Annotated in this window: 16 protein-coding genes and 1 tRNA gene; 13 read left to right on the top strand and 4 right to left on the bottom strand. The window is 40.9% G+C overall.

Annotation, left to right across the window (positions count from 1 at the left end; all coding sequences use genetic code 11):
• Positions 1-5: 5 nt before the first annotated feature.
• Together NXG61_RS00465 and rpsT are read right to left on the bottom strand one after the other, a co-directional pair.
• Positions 6-83: transfer RNA gene (locus NXG61_RS00465), tRNA-Arg, on the bottom strand.
• 126 nt (positions 84-209) lie between these two features.
• Positions 210-476, bottom strand: coding sequence for a 30S ribosomal protein S20 (gene rpsT / locus NXG61_RS00460; RefSeq protein ID WP_196605728.1), 267 nt, complete (start codon positions 474-476; stop codon positions 210-212).
• A gap of 347 nt (positions 477-823) precedes the next feature.
• Here rpsT and NXG61_RS00455 point away from each other — a divergent pair, with 347 nt between their 5' ends.
• From NXG61_RS00455 to NXG61_RS00430, 6 genes are all read left to right on the top strand, one after another.
• Complete coding sequence (locus NXG61_RS00455) at positions 824-1330, top strand: PRD domain-containing protein (RefSeq protein ID WP_196605727.1); 507 nt, start codon at positions 824-826, stop codon at positions 1328-1330.
• 27 nt (positions 1331-1357) lie between these two features.
• The gene (locus NXG61_RS00450) at positions 1358-2770 is read left to right on the top strand and encodes a glycoside hydrolase family 1 protein (protein WP_307222898.1); all 1413 of its coding nucleotides are present in this window, start codon (positions 1358-1360) and stop codon (positions 2768-2770) included.
• Positions 2771-3201: 431 nt separating this feature from the next.
• Entirely contained in the window at positions 3202-4656 is a 1455-nt protein-coding gene (locus NXG61_RS00445) for a serine/threonine protein kinase (protein ID WP_196605725.1), read from the top strand.
• Between the two features lie 241 nt (positions 4657-4897).
• Positions 4898-6181, top strand: a complete 1284-nt coding sequence (locus NXG61_RS00440) for an ABC transporter ATP-binding protein (protein WP_196605724.1) — start codon at positions 4898-4900, stop codon at positions 6179-6181.
• Entirely contained in the window at positions 6175-6990 is an 816-nt protein-coding gene (locus NXG61_RS00435) for an energy-coupling factor ABC transporter ATP-binding protein (RefSeq protein ID WP_196605723.1), read from the top strand. Before NXG61_RS00440 ends, NXG61_RS00435 begins: the two co-directional genes overlap by 7 nt.
• Positions 6974-7663, top strand: a complete 690-nt coding sequence (locus tag NXG61_RS00430; protein WP_307222893.1) for an energy-coupling factor transporter transmembrane component T family protein — start codon at positions 6974-6976, stop codon at positions 7661-7663. The genes NXG61_RS00435 and NXG61_RS00430 overlap by 17 nt, the downstream gene beginning before the upstream one ends.
• A gap of 41 nt (positions 7664-7704) precedes the next feature.
• On the opposite strand, the gene NXG61_RS00425 is transcribed toward NXG61_RS00430, so the two are convergent.
• Together NXG61_RS00425 and NXG61_RS00420 are read right to left on the bottom strand one after the other, a co-directional pair.
• On the bottom strand, positions 7705-8592 hold the full coding sequence (locus tag NXG61_RS00425) for a hypothetical protein (protein ID WP_196605721.1): 888 nt from the start codon (positions 8590-8592) through the stop codon (positions 7705-7707).
• 108 nt (positions 8593-8700) lie between these two features.
• Entirely contained in the window at positions 8701-9321 is a 621-nt protein-coding gene (locus NXG61_RS00420) for a Fe-only nitrogenase accessory AnfO family protein (protein WP_307222891.1), read from the bottom strand.
• Positions 9322-9976: 655 nt separating this feature from the next.
• On the opposite strand from NXG61_RS00420, the gene nifH reads away from it, so the two are divergent.
• The 7 genes from nifH to nifB all read left to right on the top strand — a co-directional run bounded on the left by nifH (position 9977) and on the right by nifB (position 19127).
• Positions 9977-10798 (top strand): nitrogenase iron protein, encoded by an 822-nt coding sequence (nifH, locus tag NXG61_RS00415; RefSeq protein ID WP_196605719.1) that lies wholly within the window; start codon positions 9977-9979, stop codon positions 10796-10798.
• Positions 10799-10999: 201 nt separating this feature from the next.
• Positions 11000-11335, top strand: a complete 336-nt coding sequence (locus NXG61_RS00410) for a P-II family nitrogen regulator (protein ID WP_196605718.1) — start codon at positions 11000-11002, stop codon at positions 11333-11335.
• Between the two features lie 12 nt (positions 11336-11347).
• A complete protein-coding gene (locus NXG61_RS00405) occupies positions 11348-11752 on the top strand; it encodes a P-II family nitrogen regulator (protein WP_196605717.1) in 405 nt (134 codons plus the stop codon).
• A gap of 1 nt (position 11753) precedes the next feature.
• Positions 11754-13355, top strand: coding sequence for a nitrogenase component I subunit alpha (locus NXG61_RS00400; protein WP_196605716.1), 1602 nt, complete (start codon positions 11754-11756; stop codon positions 13353-13355).
• Positions 13348-14712: a nitrogenase component 1 gene (locus tag NXG61_RS00395; RefSeq protein WP_196605715.1), complete on the top strand. Its 1365-nt coding sequence runs from the start codon at positions 13348-13350 to the stop codon at positions 14710-14712. The genes NXG61_RS00400 and NXG61_RS00395 overlap by 8 nt, the downstream gene beginning before the upstream one ends.
• 346 nt (positions 14713-15058) lie before the next feature.
• On the top strand, positions 15059-16405 hold the full coding sequence (nifE, locus tag NXG61_RS00390) for a nitrogenase iron-molybdenum cofactor biosynthesis protein NifE (protein WP_196605714.1): 1347 nt from the start codon (positions 15059-15061) through the stop codon (positions 16403-16405).
• Between the two features lie 58 nt (positions 16406-16463).
• Positions 16464-19127, top strand: coding sequence for a nitrogenase cofactor biosynthesis protein NifB (gene nifB / locus NXG61_RS00385; RefSeq protein WP_432748956.1), 2664 nt, complete (start codon positions 16464-16466; stop codon positions 19125-19127).
• Positions 19128-19181 lie beyond the last annotated feature (54 nt).

The raw sequence follows: 19181 nt of genomic DNA, 5'->3' as shown, positions 1-19181 counted from the left end.
GTTAATGGTGACCCTGGCAGGATTCGAACCTGCGACCTTTTGATTCGTAGTCAAACACTCTAATCCAACTGAGCTACAGGGCCATATTCTTTTCATAACTGCGAAAACTATTTTATCATAAAGAAGCTTTAGTGTCAATCATTTTTTATTAAGAGAGTTTTAAAGGCATAAAAAAACCTGCTCCGCAATATATAGAAGCAGGTAAAAAATTATTTAGCCAGAGCGTTGATTTTCTGAGCCAAGCGAGATTTGCGGCGGGCTGCTGCATTTTTATGAAAAACATTATCAGCGGCAGCTTTATCTATTTTTTTGCAGGCAACAGCTAAAAGAGACTTAGCTTCATCAGCATTGCCAGCTTTAACTGCATCATTGACTTTACGAAAAGCAGTTTTAACGGTAGATTTCACCGATACGTTTTTCGCGCGGCGTTCTGCATCAGTTTTTACGCTTTGAATTGAAGATTTAATATTTGGCAATTAATTCACTCCTTTACATAACATTTCATTTAAATATTTTATCACGTCACAATGCTGATTGCAAGATTTTGTAATAAATATCTGGGAATAAATTTACATTAATTATTGATAGAATAAATAAAATTTTTATAATCTTTACATTGATTGTTTTGTATGCTAATATGAAACTAATATTTGGATGGTGACATTTAGTTGGCCAAACCTTCAAAAGAAATTTTTGGAGGGATTAAAATGAATGAGCGTATGGATTTCACAGACGAACAAAGCGAGGGGCAATCCCTGTTTTATTCGTCTTTTTTGCGTTCGCATAAAGGATGAATACTTCTTTGCAGGGAGAGTAATTTAAGATGCTGATAAAAAAGATATTAAATAATAATGTCATTCTCAGTAAAAATACAGATGGACAGGAAATCGTGGCCATGGGATGCGGTATAGCGTTTAAAAAAAGGATAGGGGATTTCATTGACGATTCAATGATTGATAAGGTTTATACGCTTTCTGATCATGAAATGATGGAGAAGCTGAAAAAACTTTTAGCGGATTTGTCCATAGAATATGTGGAAATATCCAATGAGATTATTGAATTGGCAGAAAGTAAACTCAGAAAAAATTTGAATGAAGGTATTTATATTTCCTTGACTGACCACATACATATGGCTGTTCAACGCTTCAAAAATGGTAATATTGTACGAAATATGATGATCTGGGAAATACAGCGATTTTATCCGGAAGAGTTTCGAATAGGCAGAGAAGCTGTCCTGAAACTTAATAAGAAGTTTGCTATAAATATGGCCGAAGATGAAGCTGGTTTTATTGCACTGCATATGGACTGGCTTGCGGCGCAAAAAAGATAATAATTTTTATAAAGGAGTTTGGATACAATGAAATTTCCAAAAGATTTTTTATGGGGTGGTGCTGTAGCGGCCAACCAATGTGAAGGCGCTTATAATGAAGACGGCAAGGGAATAAGTATTCAGGATGTTATGCCGCGCGGGATAAAAACGCCGCATACGGATTTACCGACAGAAGATAATATGAAATTAACAGGGATTGATTTTTATCATCGTTATCCCGAAGATATTAAACTTTTCGCAGAAATGGGTTTTAAGACATTTCGTACTTCGATTGCGTGGAGCCGTATTTTTCCACAGGGGGACGATGCGGAAGCAAACGAAAAAGGTTTGGAATTTTATGATCGTTTATTTGATGAATGCCATAAATATGGGATAGAGCCATTAGTTACGTTATCACATTATGAAACACCGCTGAATTTAGCTAAAGCATATGATGGCTGGGTAAATCGTGATCTCATCGGTTTTTATGAACGCTATGTAAGAACAGTTTTTGCCAGATACAAGGATAAGGTAAAATACTGGCTTACTTTTAACGAAATCAACTCGGTATTGCATGAACCTTTCATGAGCGGAGGGATTTACACACCGAAAGATCAATTGTCTAAACAGGACCTCTATCAGGCAATTCACCACGAATTAGTCGCTTCTGCCCTGGCAACGAAAATAGGCCATGAAATGATGCCGAAGGCAAAGATCGGCTGTATGGTATTAAGTATGCCGACCTACCCGCTGTCGCCAAATCCAGACGATGTGATCGCCGCAATGAAGGCAGATCATATGAATTATTTTTTTGGCGATGTACACGTCAGAGGGAAATACCCGGGATATATGAAACGTTATTTCAGAGAAAATCATATCGAATTAAAACAGGATAAAGATGATGCGGAAATTCTCAAAAATACCGTGGACTTTGTGTCTTTCAGCTATTATATGAGTGTCTGCGAAACTGCGGATGAAGAAAAGAAGATAAAAGGGCAGGGAAATATAATGGGCGGGGTTTCAAATCCATATCTTCCTGCATCCGAATGGGGCTGGCAGATAGATCCACAGGGAATGCGTTATGTGCTCAATGTTTTTTGGGATCGTTGGCAGAAAACTTTATTTATCGTAGAAAATGGTCTGGGGGCAGTGGATGAGCTTGTCGATGATGGAAAGGGAGGCAAAACTGTTCATGATGATTATCGTATCGATTATTTGAAGCAGCATCTTTTACAGGTCGGTGAAGCAATTTCAGATGGTGTTCCAGTTATGGGGTATACGACCTGGGGGTGCATTGATGTGGTCAGTGCTTCGACGGCAGAACTCAAAAAAAGATATGGTTTTATTTATGTCGATCGCAATGATGATGGCAGCGGAACCTTGAAAAGATATACAAAAGATTCATTTTTTTGGTATAAAAATGTCATTGCCACTGACGGCGAGGCTTTGTATGAAAAATAATAGGTAAAGTTTGCAGAAATAATACCGCCCGTGCTTTAAAACAGCAGCGGGCGGTTTATTTTTGGCAATAGTAAGTGGGGTGATGAAAGATCATAAGATAAAGGCATACGTACTGATAATAGGTTTTATTGGTGCGGGTACGGATAAATAAGGCTTTATCAGAGCATGGGTATTGATATTGCGTGTAGATCATAATATAAAGAAATGGTCAGTCACTTTGAAGGCATAGCTGCAAGTCCATGATAAAGTAAATAAAAATATGATAGGGACTTCGCCTGGCTGCAATAAAATTTTTCATTAAACAGGGATTTTTATGTTCGATGTCAAATTATAATTTATTGGTACAAAGTATAATAAAATTAAAACGAAGATTATTTTGCAGCGATATTGAGGCAGAATTTTACAAAAATGGAAGAAGCAGGTTGGAATTTATGGATCAGGAACAGCTTGTAAATGATGCGGCTCAGGCTGAAAGCAGTAATGCATCTGCAGCAGATGGCATCGAAGACAATTATAGGATTGTCAGAGAATTGAAAAATAACAGTCAGGGTGAAACACTGCTGGTAAAGTCGAAGGATACAGGAAAATTTTTTGTATTGAAGCATATATATGGTATAGATCTTGCCTATAAAAAACTGGCATCATTTTCAGATCCTGCTTTGCCGCAGATCATATATGCAAATGAAAATTCAGCAGCTGGCATCACTACCGTCATTGAAGAATATCTGACAGGAACGACGCTTGACGAATGGATGAAGCAGCGGGAGCTTGAACCGATCGGTGACGAACTGGCAAAAATGATCTTCACACAGCTGGCAGGCGGTATGAAAGCGCTGCATGATAAGGCGATAATGCATCGTGCCATCAGCCCGAAGAATATAATGTTTATGGGAGGACGGGTGAAGTTTATCGGGCTTGATCATGCCGCGGAAGGAAAAAATTATGAAGATGTGTCTGTTTATAAAGGGATGATCGGTTTTGCGCCGCCGGAGCAGTCTGTTATGGGCAGGACAGATTTCCGCAGTGATGTTTATTCTTTGGGAATGACAATGCAAAATTTTTTGGGGGCAGATTATAAGGGCAAATATGAAAAAGTGTTGAAACGTTGTCTTGACAGTTCTCCGGATGAACGTTACAGCAATGGAAATCAGCTGCTGAAGGCAGTAAAAAATGCAGGTACTATTTCTCCTTATAAGATCGCTGCTGCATGTGCAGCCATTTACGTTTTGATTTTAGGCGGAATATGGTTCACAAATCATTTTTATGATCCGGTGAAGGACATGCAGACAAAGCAGGCTTTTGCCCGTGAACAAAAAGCCGCGGCAGTCGAGGCGGCCGATCTGCAGCTTGAAAGAGGCATGGGCGCTGAAGCGGCGGGGGATGGTTCGGCAGCAGTTTCAGCAAGCGACGGTTCCGGCAGTTTTGCCAAGGGAAAGCTGGGGGTTTCCCTTGCTTTTCCTGACAGACCGCAGGAAGAAAATGCGGGTGTCACAGTGGTGCATATGGGAAAGGCCTCTGACTTGTCTGATGCCGGGGGTTCCAAAGGGGGGCAGGCAGTGTCCTTTCCCAATAATGCCAAACTTGTACTTTCCATAAAAAATAATACAGACAGTGATATAAAAAATCCAATAGTAAAAGTGATACCATATAATGTTGATTTGGCTAAAATTGACGACCCGCCAAATACAATTACCAGTCATCAGGCAAAGGCTGTTGAATATCGCCGCGATATAAATATTCCCGCAGGCGGAGAATTGAAATTTGAGATTCCGCTCGGCAAGGCAGTATTGCTTTCACCTTCTGGGCAGGATTCTGCGCTGAAGGTGGTCCTCCGCTCTGATAACTATGCAGATACAGCGGCAAAAATGACTTTTGCTTTTAAATAGGATAGGTTTTTGAGTATGTGCTGTACTTGATATGCATGGACGGATACAGCACGATAGCATTGATTATTGGGAAATAAATGGAGCTTTCGGGCCAAACTGCCGTAAATCTTGTACTTTGATTTGCGGCGGTTTATTTTTATGCAAAAAATAAAAAGATTTGATTTAAGAAGTTATCATGTTAAAATATATCTTGTCGGTAAGTAAAAGAACATAGCTGAATTTTAAATAAGGGAATGGTCCAATGACGAAGAATAAACGTTATAATAAAAGTGATCTGCGCTGGATAACTATAACTACTTTACTTTTAGCTATAGGTGTTATACTGCGTATAATATCGCCTAATGTAGGCGGAATATCCCTCAATTGGAACATAGTAATGTACGCAACAGCTATATTGCTGTGCAGACCGTCACTGCGTCAGGGATTCGGCATAGGCATGGTTTCGGGAATAATAGCAACGATGACATCAAAGGCAGCTCTGCCGTATGCCAATCTGATAAGTGATCCGGTCGCAGCGCTGGTATGCGCATTATTGGCTGGGTCACATATTCTTGATTTCAAGCTTGGCAGATTGAGACTGGAACCTGTGATAATTATATTTATAACTACGTTTATAAGTGGCGGTATTTTTGTTACGCTTACAAAAATTGTATTATCTCTGCCAATGTCTCTTTATCTTTATGCAATGCTGCCTGCTGTGCTTTTGGTAGCGGCACTGGGCAGTATTGCCGGACAACTTTTGTATTTACCTGCGGCAAAAATTTTCAATGATGATAATATTGCAGACAGAGCTCCTTTTATACTGCATGATATTGATCTTACTATACCGAAAAACAGTTTCTTTGTTATTACCGGTGTAAACGGCAGTGGCAAGACCACGCTGCTCCTTTCTATGGCCGGTGTAAGACCATCTTATTTCGGAGGCTTTGAAAATTCGTCTATAAATATAGACGGTTTTGATATCATCAACGATGATCCGGCCCTTTTGAACAGAAAGTTCGGTGTGGTTATGGCTGACTATGAAGCTCAGCTGGTTACGGAAACTGTTAACGATGAAATAGCTTTTTCTTTGGAAAATATAGGCATGGACCCGCTGGATATAATAAAAAAACGTGATGACGTTCTTAAAAAAACAGGTCTGGAAAAAATGGGCAGCCGTAAAATTTCTTCATTGTCAGGAGGTCAGAAGCAGCGCCTTGTGATCGCTGCTGTGCTGGCTATGGATACACCGGTGCTTGTCCTTGATGAACCGGTAGCCGCAGTTGATCCTGAAGGAGCAAAAGAAATTTATGAGCTGTTGTACAGGTTAAATAAAGATGACGGTAAAACTATTATAGTGGCAGAACATGATCTGAAATATGTTCTTGATATGCAGGCCCAAATGGCGGTTATTGATAAATCTTATTTGAAAATAAGCGGAGAAAAGGATAAATGCTTTAAATATATGTATGAAAATAAAGTGTATCCTGAAGTTATTCCGCTTCGCTGGAAGATTCGCTGGGAAATGGGGCAGGGCATATGCTGAATCTGAAAAATATTTCTTTTTCCTATGCCAGGGAAAAGATTTTTAACGATATAAACGTGCAGATAGACACAACGCTGATAACGGCTGTGGCAGGACGCAACGGCACGGGTAAGACTACGCTTACCCGGCTTATTATGGGACTTATGAAACCGGATGCGGGAACTATTGAACTCAACGGAAAAATTATCAGCGATATGCCATCTTATATATTGGCAAAGGATATAGGCTATGTGTTTCAGAATCCCGATCACCAGCTGTTTGCATCTTCGGTGCACAGCGAGGCTGCTTATGCACCTCTGGCACTGGGAATGGATATAAAGCTGGCAGAGGAAAATGTGCAGCAGGCACTCATTGATACGGAGCTGGCAGATAAGCAGGAGTGCATGCCGCAGCTTTTGTCGCTGGGAGACAAGCAAAGGCTGTCAATAGCCTCTGCGCTTGCTGCTGTACCTAAGCTGCTGATCCTTGATGAACCGACTTCGGGACAGGACTGCAGGGAACGGACTGTTCTGCTGCGTCTGATGAGAAAGCTGAATAAGAAGGGAATAGGAATTATACTGATAACGCATGACATGGATATTCTGGCAGAGCATGCGGATAGGGTTCTGGTTCTTTCCAATAAATGTATAGCTTTTGAGGGAACGCCGCGTGAGCTGTTCACGGATGAAGAAAGGACTGCTGCACTGGGGCTGGAACTGCCTGAAGCTGTGCGCATCAGTCATGAAATGAAGCTGGAGCTGTGCCTGACACCGGCGGAATTATACAACAAAATTGCTGTCCGGAGGGAAGAAAATGGCAAAAACAATTAGTGTAATTGATTTTGCAGCATTGACAAAGCTGCTTATGGCGCTGACAGTGTCAGTAGCAAGTCTTTGTACTGCGAGCCTCTATGCATTGGGTATTCTTATTTTTCTGGAATTGTTCTGTGCCGCCTTAATGGGCGGCGGTAAAGTTTTGTGGAAGGGTATCGGTGCTCTGACTGTATTTGCTGTAGTGCTCGCTCTCATACAGCTGCTTTTCGGTACATCCTTGTTTTTGGCAGTGGGGTCTGCCTATAAAATGTTTATAATGGCGGTGTCTTTGTTGATACTTGTGGCAACAACGCCGACACAATCAATAACGGCATCGCTTGTAAAGCAATGCCGTCTGCCGTATGATTATGCTTTTATGATAACTGCTGTATTGCGTTTTGTGCCCGATCTGCTGAAAGAAAGCAAAGAGGTACGGCAAGCTCAGGCATGCAGAGGATTTCATTCCGCAGGCAATCCCGTGCGGCGCATTGTGGATTATATGATGATTCTCAAGCCGATGGTTTTCAAAGCCATATCCCGCAGTGAAAATATGGCGATAAGTTTATCCCTGCGAGGGTTTTCCGATAAGAAAAAAAGGACCTTCATGGCTTCGACAAAGCTTAATGCGGGAGATTATGCGGCAATGCTGGCCAATTTATTAATCTGTATTGCTGCTGTGAAATTTGCCTGAAGATAGGAAGCGGCCTGAAATAATTTTAACAGATAAGAGCATTAAATTATTGTAAAATGAGTTTGGTCAACGGGATAGCTGTACTGCTCCAGTCCGCTGCGTATTATTGTTATGCAGCCATCCGTAAATTTCAATAGCAGCGGCAGTATGAGCAGTGCATTTTCATTGAGCGGATGAACTGTTTTTATGGGGGTTATTTCAAAACTGTGGCCGTGTGTATCAGTGACAGTGATTGAAGATGTCGTTTTCAGTGAAGCAATATCACCTGTTTTGGTGAAAATAAGTGAGCCGTTGTCAGCGCTCACATTCACGCTGTCAGGATCAAAAACAGTTATTTCTCCTATAGCTGTGGATATTTTCTGGGCAGCAGCCGGTTCTGTCGAGCGAAGACTGCCATCTTCGTAAAGAGAAAAGCCGCATTTGATTTTCAATTTACCGGCGGGGGTATTCAGTAATATACGTTCACTTGGCTGCAATGTGAGACTTTTTAACTTTCCGTCTTCATAAAAATGAAAACACATAGGTCTTGCTGAAAAAGCACCGCCGAAAAAAGAAAACGGCATTTTTTCGATAAGCTTAATTTCACTCTCTTCACTCCAATAACCGGTTATTTTGCCGTTTAACGGAAAGACACGGCAAAGACTGCCGTCAGGGTAAAAGGTGATTAGCTCTGCAGGAAAATTGCCTAAAGAAGATTTTATTATGGTCTGTTCCTCCAGATAAAGAGATTTCACGCTGCCATTACTGTAAAATTTTATGGAAGGTGAAAGCTTACGACGCTCATTTTCTCTGTAATAAGGAAAATATATCGTACCACTTATAGTGAGAGGACTTTCCTGCTGGCAAATGCATTCGGACACCTGCCCATTCTTATGCCGGGCAATATTATAGCAATTATAAAGAATACCATATTTTGTTGTTATGTCCATAGTTTGCTCCTCTGGATTGGAATTATTGAAAATTAACGGCATCAGATACACCGTTCTCCTGAATGCTGCGGAGAAAAATAATTATTATATACATTTCTCTTATTTAGATCAGTCCAGGCATTTTTTACTTATTGAAACCAATAAAGACGAACCGCTGTTTCGTGTGGTAATATCCAATTTTTTTTCATATTCTGGTGACTTGAGCCATGCCGGAATGTGCGAACAAACAAGATCAAGCCTGATAAAAGGGCTGTTGTCAATAAAAGCACGCAATGCTTTTTTAGAAGAAATATCAGGATGTGCGTTCTGCAGCTTTATCAAATCAAGATAATAGATGCCGCCGGTGGTTTCTACAGGGGCTGTAGCAACAGGAACATTGTTGTTCACATCATGAAGGCTGTTGTAAATATCAGTAATTATCTTGTCCAGCATATTGTCATCAAGGCTGTCTATTTCAAATATTGCAAATCTCATTCTGTCGAAAACATTATAGATAAGTCCATTGATGGATCTGGAGGCAATTATCTTACAGTCATCAAGTTTTAAAATGAGATTGCGGGTGTAATCACGAATTTCCTGCGCTGTTTTTATCGAAGAAAAATTAAAGGGGAATCTTTTGCGGATTTTCCATGCAGTGCCATTATTCTCAAAAATAATTATATGAGAGAGACTGGCAAAATCGGTAAGCTGATTATCCTTGTCGCAGGTGACAGCTATTTTTTTGTTCATATAGAACACTCCTTACAGCTTCATTATAATAATAATGTACTTTTGCTGCTCATAAATGTCAATAGAGCGGATTTTTTCAACTTTTAGGATAAAAACTGTATTTACAGCAATTACTTAAAAAAAGTATTTGAAAGACATTTTTGCAAAGAAGTTTTTGTAAGAATATCAGATTCTTTGTTAAGAAAAAATATAATTAAAAAAATGATATATTATTCTTTGAAAATTTTTCTTATATACTATAGAAAAAAATATAATTTTTGTGGGAAAAATTTTTTCTTACAAGCAGCTAAATAATATGAATAAAACAAGAACCTGCTGTTAAATTTTTAATTCAAACTTGCTGGTTATTTAAATTGAACTGCTATAAAATACAAAGAAAGAATTATCTGATAAATTACTGTGGATTTATATAATTTATTCCTATTGACAATACAAAAGCAATGATTTATAGTTACAGCATCAACAGAAAACTTAACAAGGTTACAAAAAAGATATAAAATATGGAACAAACAATATTTATATTGTTTGTGAATGGACAAAGATGTCCCGCTGGGGTATAAACCTGCAGCGGGATTTTGTTTTTCGGCAAACTTGTCAAGGCTAAGCTTTATGTTGATGTTGTGGGGGATACTTTATTATATTGGAGGGTTTTGTTATGAGACAGGTTGCTATTTATGGTAAAGGCGGAATAGGAAAATCGACTACCACGCAGAATCTCAATGCCGGTCTGGGAGAAATGGGCAAGAAAATTATGATAGTGGGCTGCGATCCGAAGGCGGATTCAACAAGATTGATTTTGAACGGCCTGGCTCAGCAAACTGTACTTGATACACTGCGCGAAGAAGGCGATGATGTAGATCTGGACATGGTTTTAAAGGAAGGCTTTGAAGGAATAAAATGTGTGGAATCAGGCGGTCCGGAACCAGGTGTAGGCTGTGCGGGGCGCGGTATAATAACTTCTATCAATCTTCTTGAACAGCTTGGTGCATATGAAGAGGATCTGGATTACGTTTTTTATGATGTATTGGGTGATGTTGTCTGCGGCGGGTTTGCGATGCCTATCCGTGAAGGCAAAGCTAAAGAAATATATATTGTAGCTTCCGGTGAAATGATGGCTCTTTATGCAGCAAACAACATTTCCAAAGGTATAAAAAAATATGCTGAAACAGGCGGTGTGCGTCTCGGCGGTTTGATATGCAACAGCCGTAAAGTTGACGGTGAAGCTGAACTCGTTGAAGCTGTGGCTAAAGAACTGGGTACGCAGATGATACATTTTGTACCGCGGGACAATATGGTACAGCGTGCTGAAATAAACCGCCAGACTGTTATCGAATTTGATCCAAAATGTGGTCAGGCTGATGAATATCGTACGCTGGCAAATAAAATAGACGGTAATGATATGTTTGTCATTCCGAAACCACTTTCACAGGATCGTTTGGAACAACTTCTGATGGAACATGGTTTGATGGATGCTTAGAAATTGAAATGTTGATATTTTAATATATACTGCGAATAAATAACATAAGATCTTGTTTCAGAGGGTGCTGATATTCCCTCTGAAGCTGGATTGATAGTTTCGACCGTTGCGAATTGATCACCATTGAACGGAAATGGAATATTGTAACGAGCATAATTTTAAAATAATAGCTGTTAATAATATATTACAGGGGGACTGCAGATGAGCGATTTATTGATGATTCGTGCTGTTGTACGTCCGGAAAAATCAGCTGCTGTACTGGCAGAATTGCTGGATGCCGGTTATGTCGGTGTTACCAAGGAAGAAGTATATGGCCGTGGACGGCAAAAAGGGATCGTTGTAGGAGAAGTTCATTATGATGAATTGCCGAAAGAATTGCTGATAATTATTGCGGAGGCTTCTAATAAGGAAGACATTGTGAGAATAATTATGAAAAATGCACGCACAGGAGAAAACGGTAATTTTGGTGACGGTCGTATTTTTGTAACAAAAGTCGAAGAAGCCTATACAATAAGTTCCGGCAAAGCCGGTCTTTAAGGAGGTTTTTAGATGAAAGAAATAATGGCCTTTTTGCGAATGAATAAAATAAATGCTACAAAAGCCGCTCTGGCTAAGGCAGGATATCCTTCTTTTACGGTATCAAAAGCGGTAGGCAGGGGGAAAAAACCGCTGGCTGCGGAAGCTATAAACGTAATTGTAGAAAATGAAGGAGAAGTACCGGCCAATGATATGGGCATACATCTTTCAGAGGGTACCAGGCTTGTACCGCGCAGATCATTTTCTATCATTGTTGACGACGAACAGGTAGAGCTTGCCGTTAAAACAATAATTGACATAAATCAGACAGATCAGCCCGGAGACGGAAAAGTATTTGTGATGCCTGTTACCGGTGGGTATAATATCCGCACGGGACAATATCAGGAAGTGGAAATGCAGCAGTTAGGAGAGGATTAAAATGGATGCACGCGAAGTGATTCTGGATAAATATTCCGGCCGTGTTTTTAAAAATAGAAAAGATCATATCGTAGAGCTGGATGAAACCGGCGTGCCTAAAGAAATAGCCGCCAACAGCCGATCTGTACCGGGCATGATGATAAACAGAGGCTGCTGTTATGCAGGCTGCAAGGGGGTTGTTCTCGGCCCACTGCGGGATACTGTAGTAATAACACATGGTCCTATCGGCTGCGGTTACTATACCTGGGGGACAAGAAGAAATAAAGCTGATTCTCCTGACGGACGAAACTTTATTCAATACAGTTTTTCAACAGATATGCAGGAAACAGATATTGTTTTCGGCGGTATGAAAAAATTGCGGCAGGCTATAAAAGAAGCTGTGGAAATTTTTCATCCGCGGGCAGTTATGATCTGTTCTACGTGTCCGATCGGGCTTATCGGTGATGATATAAACTCAGTTGCCTCCGAAGCGGAAAAAGAATTTGGCGTGACCTGTATAGCATACAGCTGTGAAGGATATAAGGGCGTGAGCCAATCAGCTGGGCATCATATAGCAAATAACGGATTGATGAAGCGCGTAATCGGGTCTGCCAAAGATGAAATACCGGAAAAAGGTCTGCGGGTCAATATACTCGGTGAATATAATATAGGCGGTGATGGCTGGGAGCAGGAGCGCATCCTCAAAAAAATCGGCTATGAGGTGATTGCGGTGCTCACCGGAGACGGTTCATATGAAGCTTTGACTCATGCGCATACAGCCAGCTTGAATTTGGTTCAATGTCATCGTTCGATCAATTATATAGCAGAAATGATGAAAACCAAATATAATATCGACTGGATAAAAGTGAATTTTGTCGGAATCGATGAAACTATCCGCACCTTGCGCGAGATAGCCGATTATTTTGATAACGATGAGATCAAAAAACGCACTGAAGAGGTAATAGCGGAAGAACTGGAAGAAATTGCAGAGGAAAGAAAATTTTATCGGCAGAAACTTGAAGGAAAAACAGCGGGTGTGTTTGTGGGCGGATCTCGTTCACATCATTACCAGAACGTCTTGAAAGATTTTGGGATCAAAACAGTTATAGCCGGATATGAATTTGCCCATCGCGATGATTATGAAGGTCGTGAAGTGTTGCCAAATATCAAACTTGATGCCGACAGTAAAAATATAGAAACGATAACTGTGGAGCCTGACAAGGAATTTTTTCATGTGGCACTCGATAAGGAACGTTTCAATGAATTGCGCAGGCAAAATGTAGAACTGGAATATTATAAAGGAATGTTCAAGGATATGGGGGACGGTACTATAACCGTGGATGATTTTAATCACTATGAAACGGAAAAGGTACTCGATATTTTCAAACCGGATATTTTTTATTCAGGTATTAAGGATAAATATATGATTGAGAAAAAAGGTGTTCCGTCCAACCAGTTGCATTCTTATGATTACAGCGGACCCTATGCAGGCTTTAAGGGGGCAATAACCTTTGCCAGAAACACTTATTTGAGTATTTATGCCCCGGCATGGAAGATGCTGACACCTCCGTGGAGGACGCATCCAACCTTGGAAGGCACGATGGGAGATGAAAATTATGCTTGATATGACACCGAAAGAATTGGTAAACAGAAAATCCCTGCGTGTAAATCCGGCTAAAACATGTCAGCCGGTGGGGGCGATGTATGCGGCGCTCGGTGTGCATCGCTGTATGCCCCACAGTCATGGTTCACAGGGCTGCTGTTCATATCACCGGACCTTTCTTGCCCGTCATTTTAAGGAACCGGCCATAGCCACTACAAGTTCATTTTCAGAAGGAGCTTGTGTTTTTGGCGGCGGCAGCAATCTGAAAAAAGCAGTGAAAAATATCTTTGATATATATGATCCGGATATTGTTGCTGTACACACGACATGCCTGAGTGAAACAATCGGCGACGATTTGAAGACGCTGATTCAGCAGCTGGAAATACCTGAAGGAAAACTTGTCGTTCATACAAATACCCCCAGCTATGTGGGGTCACACATAACTGGCTTTGCCAATATGATGACAGGCTTCATCAAATATCTCAGTGACGAAAAAACCACGGCAACGGGAAAAGTCGGCATATTTCCGGGATTTGTAAATCCTGGCGACATGCATGAATTAAAACGTATTGCCAAAATGATCGGTGTGAAATATACAATGTTTCCTGATACCGACGGGACTATGAATTCAGCGCTCACAGGTCATTATGAAATGTATCCCAAAGGGGGTACGACCATTAATGAAATTCGTGAACTTGGCGGGGCACAGCATGTCCTTGCATTGGGAGAAATAACAAGCGCGGCACCGGCAATGGAGTTAAAAAGGAAATGCGGGGTAGATTTTTCTTCTCTGCCACTGCCTATAGGTATAGAAGCCACAGATAAATATATAATGGCACTTTCTCATTTGAGTAAAAGAGAAGTATCTGCCGAACTTGAAGAAGAACGCGGACAATTGCTCGACATAATGATAGATTCACATGCATATTACGGGGATAAGCGCGCCGCTCTTGCCGGCGATCCGGACACCGTCTTAGGAATAGCTGCCTTCTGTCTTGAATTAGGCATGAAGCCAAAATATATGATAACGGGCACGCCGGATGAAAAATTCACTAAGAAGGCTAAGGAAATGCTTTTGAAATATGGTGTGACAGATTGTATTGCCAAAGCAAACGCGGATTTATTTGAATTGCATCAGCTGATAAAAAATGAACCTGTTGATCTTCTTATTGGCGGCACTCATTGCAAATATATTGCACGTGCTGAAGATGTACCTTTCGTAAGAGCCGGATTCCCGATCCTTGATCGTTATGTACATCCATATATGCCTCTCGTCGGCTACAGGGGGGCGATGCGCCTGACTGAGATGATTTCAAACACACTGCTTGACAGGCAGGATCGTGATTCAGAAGATAAAGATTTTGAATTGGTCATGTAGGTTTCTTATCGCTTCCGTAGCATTGTGGCGTTTTTTATATCGATAAGCACTGAACGCTCTGCTGACTGCTGTTACAAAATACAGCTGCAGCAGGGCGATTAGTCATTGGCGCGGACATTTTTATTGCTTATATTAGCTGAATAATTTAACACTTAGATGAGAACTTTTGTTTATCAAGGAATTACTATTGTGTTTTTATAATAATTTGTGTATAATAAAAAAATATAGACAGAATCGAAGGCCCTCTAATACAATGAAGTATTAATTTGTATTAGGGGGTCTTTGTATTTTTATTTATCGGTGATTTTAATATACAGATGTGTTTTGGAAAAAGGATGTGTGGATTATGAGCGAGGGAATTTTAGAAACGCGGCAAAAGTCAATAATGGTAAAAAATATTGGCTGCAGCAGCAAAAGCATAGACTGCGATAAGGCTAGTATTTCCGGTTCTGTGAGTCAGCGAGCCTGCGTGTATTGCGGCGCGCGTGTTGTCTTAAACCCGATAACAGATGCATTTCATATAGTCCACGGTCCTATCGGCTGTGCCAGCTATACATGGGATATCAGGGGAAGTTTGTCAAGCGGCAGTGAACTTTATCGCAACAGTTTTTCTACAGATCTCAGAGAAGAGGATATCATCTTCGGCGGAGAAAAAAAATTAATGGCGGCAATAGATGAAATAGCAGCGAAATATTCGCCTGAATTGATTTTTGTATATGCTACCTGCATTGTCGGGGTAATAGGAGATGATGTGGAGGCAGTATGCAGGAAGGCCGGCGAAAAATATCATATTCGTGTGATCCCGGTAAAAGCGGCTGGCTTTTCGGGTACAAAAAGGCAGGGATATAAACTGGCATGCGATGCAATGATGCGTTTGATCAGTCCTCATCAGCTGTCTGAAAAGGCACTGCACAGCGGTGTGAATATTCTCGGCGATTTCAATCTGGCCGGAGAGATGTGGCTGATAAAAAATTATTTTAAAAAAATAGGCATAGATGTGGTGTCGACGATTACTGGTGATGCTTCCTATGCGACACTTATAAAAGCACCATCGGCTGCTCTGAATATAGTTCAGTGTGCCGGATCATCGATGTATCTGGCGAATATGATGGAGGAAAAATTCGGCATCCCATTCATGAAGGTAAGTTTTTTTGGCATTGAAGATACGAGTGCTTCCATAATGCAGGTAGCACATATGCTGGGCGATGCTTCAATGGTGGAAAAGGCAGAGGCTTTTACGAAAAATGAAGGCTTCCGTCTCAGAAAATTTATGGAAAAATACAGACCTAATCTTGAAGGTAAAAAAGCAGCAATTTATGTCGGCGGCGGTTTTAAGGCTATTTCTTTGATCAGGCAATTTAATGAAATGGGGATTGAAACAGTAGTCGTCGGCACACAAACAGGGAAAAAAGATGAATATGAAGTTATTCAGAGCATAGTGAATGATGATACAGTAATACTGGATGATGCCAATCCTGCGGAGCTCGAGTTTTTTATAAAACAGAAAAAAGCGGATATATTGGTTGGCGGAGTAAAAGAAAGGCCGCTTGCTTATAAACTGGGTGTGGCTTTTTGCGATCATAATCATGAAAGAAAGCATGCTTTGGGCGGTTATGAAGGTGTAGAAAATTTTACAAGAGAAATAAACCTCAGTATTAACAGCCCGGTTTGGGAATATATGACAGCCATTTGAATTGCTGCCGCAGGAGATATACTTTACATTTGTTTTGGAGAGAAAGGAAGAGGCTGTCATGGAAAATGCCGTTAACTTAAACATAAACCCCTGTAAAATGTGTGTGCCCCTTGGTTCTGTGACTGCTTTGTACGGAATCGCCCGCTGCATGTCTATATTGCATGGTTCGCAAGGCTGCAGCACATATATAAGACGACATATGGCAACGCATTATAACGAACCGGTAGATATAGCGTCTTCTTCTCTAACCGAAGAAGGGACAGTCTTCGGTGGAGAAAAAAATCTTATCATAGGACTGGAAAATCTTATCCGCTTGTACGATCCTGAAGTGATAGGTGTGTCTACGACCTGCCTGGCTGAAACTATAGGTGAAGATACAGCGGCCATAATTAAAAGATTTTATGAAACCCATCCGGAATGCAAGGCAAAAATAATTCCTATTTCATCACCAAGTTATGCGGGCACCCATTTTGACGGTTTTTTCCGTGCTATAAGAGCGGTAGTAGAGAATGTTGAAATGGACACAATGCAGAACGGTAAGATAAATATAGTGACGGGCATGATTTCGCCGGCTGATACACGTTATTTAAAAAATCTTTTAGATTCTATGGATATAGATTATATTTTACTGCCGGATATAGCCGACAATCTCGACGGTATTCATGTTGAAAAATACGATCGGCTGCCAAAGGGAGGCACACCGCTCAGTGTGATAAGCAAGATGGCCGGTGCCAAATATACTATTGAATTGTCCACATTCAATGTCGACGAATTTTCGCCCGCTGTTTATCTGCACAGAAAGTATAATGTTCCTTATTGCCGGCTTGATCTGCCTATCGGGATAAAAGCAGTTGATGCTCTTGTCCAAAAATTGAAGGAACTGGGCGGAAAAGTACCGGAAAGCCTGCGCAAAGAACGCGGACGCTATCTTGATGCTATGGTGGATTCGCATAAGTACAATGCTATGGGGCGTGCAGCTATATTTGGCGAACCGGATCTTGTAAAAGGGATCGTAAGTCTCTGCTGTGAAAATGGTATTATTCCCGTAGTGTGTGCTACTGGATCAGCATGCCGCGGTTTTGCGGAAAATATAAAGGGACAGATGAAAAAGGCGGCAAAGCTGCAATTTGTGGAAAAAACGGCGATCATAAATGATGCTGATTTCACTGCTATCGAAAATGCTGTGATCGAATGCGGAGCGAATATAATGATCGGCAGCGGTGATGGACATCGTATTGAGGAGCGTACAAAAATTCCTTTGCTGCGCTGCAGTTTTCCCATACATGACAGAGTCGGCGGGCAGCGTGTCAGAATGCTCGGCTATGAAGGTTCTGTCAGAATGCTGGACGATATAGCCAATACTCTTTTAGCCAGGCTTGAAGGAAGTTACCGCAGCGAACTATATAATAAGTATTTCAGCAGCGATGAAAAAAAATTCACAGATACACAGCCGGATAATGTAATAGACATAAAACAAAAGCAGATAATGAAGGAAAAGACTCTTACGCATCCCTGCTATACCTGCGGAAGTAAAAAATATGCACGTATTCATCTGCCGGTAGCACCGAAATGCAATATTCAGTGCAATTACTGCGTAAGAAAATATGACTGTCCCAATGAAAGCAGACCCGGTGTCACTACGGAAATATTATCGCCGCAGGAAGCATTCGAAAAATATATGCTTGTAAAAGAACGGGTACCTGATCTGACAGTGGTGGGTATAGCCGGTCCGGGCGATGCATTAGCAAATTTCGAACAGACAAAAAAAACGTTGCAGCTTATAAAAGAGGCTGATCCCGCTGTGACATTCTGTCTTTCCACCAATGGTCTGATGCTGCCTCAATATGCGCAGGAATTGATAGACCTCGGTGTATCACATGTAACGGTCACATTAAATACCATAGATCCGCGGATCGGTGCGAAAATATACAAACATATTGATTATATGGGAGTACGCTATACAGGGGAAAGCGCAGCGGGCATTCTTCTGGGCAACCAGCTGAACGGGCTGAGGTATCTTACAAGGCACGGTATAATGTGCAAAGTAAATATAGTTATGCTCAAGGGCATCAATGATGAACATATTGAAGATGTGGTGAAAAAGGTAAAGGAACTTGGCTGTGAAATAACTAATATAATGCAGCTTATACCTGTAAAAGACAGTGCGTTTCAGGATATGCCGCTGGTTTCCAACAAGGAAATAATGGAAATGAGAAAAAAATGCGGTATCCATATGAAACAGATGTATCATTGCAGGCAGTGCCGGGCCGATGCTGTGGGGACTTTGGGCAACGATCTGTCCATAGAATATAGAAAATGTACAGAAAAAGTGAAGAATACGGCTGTTCCCATCAAATCATATCGTTTTGCGGCAGCCACCAAAAGCGGAATGCTTATCGATTGTCATTTTGGGCAGGCAGAAGAATTCTATATATATGAAAGTGACGGCAGCAACGTACGTTTTATTGAAAAACGCAATGTAGAGAGATACTGCATGGGGAAACAGACCTGTAATGATAAGGCTGATAAGATCGATAAAATAATAATAACAATAAAGGATTGTGCTGCTGTTATTTCTTTGAGGATCGGTGAAGCTCCACAGCAGAGATTGGAACAAGCCGGCATAGATGTGATAATCACTTATGACCGTATAGAAGATGCTGTTAAAAAAGCTGCCATATCTAAAAAAAATGCCGGAGAATTTCTGGATAAGGCATTGTAAATTTGCACGAATATCATTTATTTCTTCGTGCCTGTCTTCAAAAGGAGGCGGTAA

It is taken from the genome of Pectinatus haikarae (assembly GCF_050916305.1).
GTDB lineage: Bacteria > Bacillota > Negativicutes > Selenomonadales > Selenomonadaceae > Pectinatus > Pectinatus haikarae.
The sequence above is the reverse complement of the archived record's forward strand: the minus strand, read 5'-3'. Positions and strand labels throughout refer to the sequence as shown.

Bases quoted from the DNA above. Each gene is read 5' to 3' on its own strand.
- NXG61_RS00455 (WP_196605727.1), top strand. From the start codon at position 824: ATGCTGATAAAAAAGATATTAAATAATAATGTCATTCTCAGTAAAAAT.
- NXG61_RS00450 (WP_307222898.1), top strand. From the start codon at position 1,358: ATGAAATTTCCAAAAGATTTTTTATGGGGTGGTGCTGTAGCGGCCAAC.
- NXG61_RS00445 (WP_196605725.1), top strand. From the start codon at position 3,202: ATGGATCAGGAACAGCTTGTAAATGATGCGGCTCAGGCTGAAAGCAGT.
- NXG61_RS00440 (WP_196605724.1), top strand. From the start codon at position 4,898: ATGACGAAGAATAAACGTTATAATAAAAGTGATCTGCGCTGGATAACT.
- NXG61_RS00435 (WP_196605723.1), top strand. From the start codon at position 6,175: ATGCTGAATCTGAAAAATATTTCTTTTTCCTATGCCAGGGAAAAGATT.
- NXG61_RS00430 (WP_307222893.1), top strand. From the start codon at position 6,974: ATGGCAAAAACAATTAGTGTAATTGATTTTGCAGCATTGACAAAGCTG.
- NXG61_RS00425 (WP_196605721.1), bottom strand. From the start codon at position 8,592: ATGGACATAACAACAAAATATGGTATTCTTTATAATTGCTATAATATT.
- NXG61_RS00420 (WP_307222891.1), bottom strand. From the start codon at position 9,321: ATGAACAAAAAAATAGCTGTCACCTGCGACAAGGATAATCAGCTTACC.
- nifH (WP_196605719.1), top strand. From the start codon at position 9,977: ATGAGACAGGTTGCTATTTATGGTAAAGGCGGAATAGGAAAATCGACT.
- NXG61_RS00410 (WP_196605718.1), top strand. From the start codon at position 11,000: ATGAGCGATTTATTGATGATTCGTGCTGTTGTACGTCCGGAAAAATCA.
- NXG61_RS00405 (WP_196605717.1), top strand. From the start codon at position 11,348: ATGAAAGAAATAATGGCCTTTTTGCGAATGAATAAAATAAATGCTACA.
- NXG61_RS00400 (WP_196605716.1), top strand. From the start codon at position 11,754: ATGGATGCACGCGAAGTGATTCTGGATAAATATTCCGGCCGTGTTTTT.
- NXG61_RS00395 (WP_196605715.1), top strand. From the start codon at position 13,348: ATGCTTGATATGACACCGAAAGAATTGGTAAACAGAAAATCCCTGCGT.
- nifE (WP_196605714.1), top strand. From the start codon at position 15,059: ATGAGCGAGGGAATTTTAGAAACGCGGCAAAAGTCAATAATGGTAAAA.
- nifB (WP_432748956.1), top strand. From the start codon at position 16,464: ATGGAAAATGCCGTTAACTTAAACATAAACCCCTGTAAAATGTGTGTG.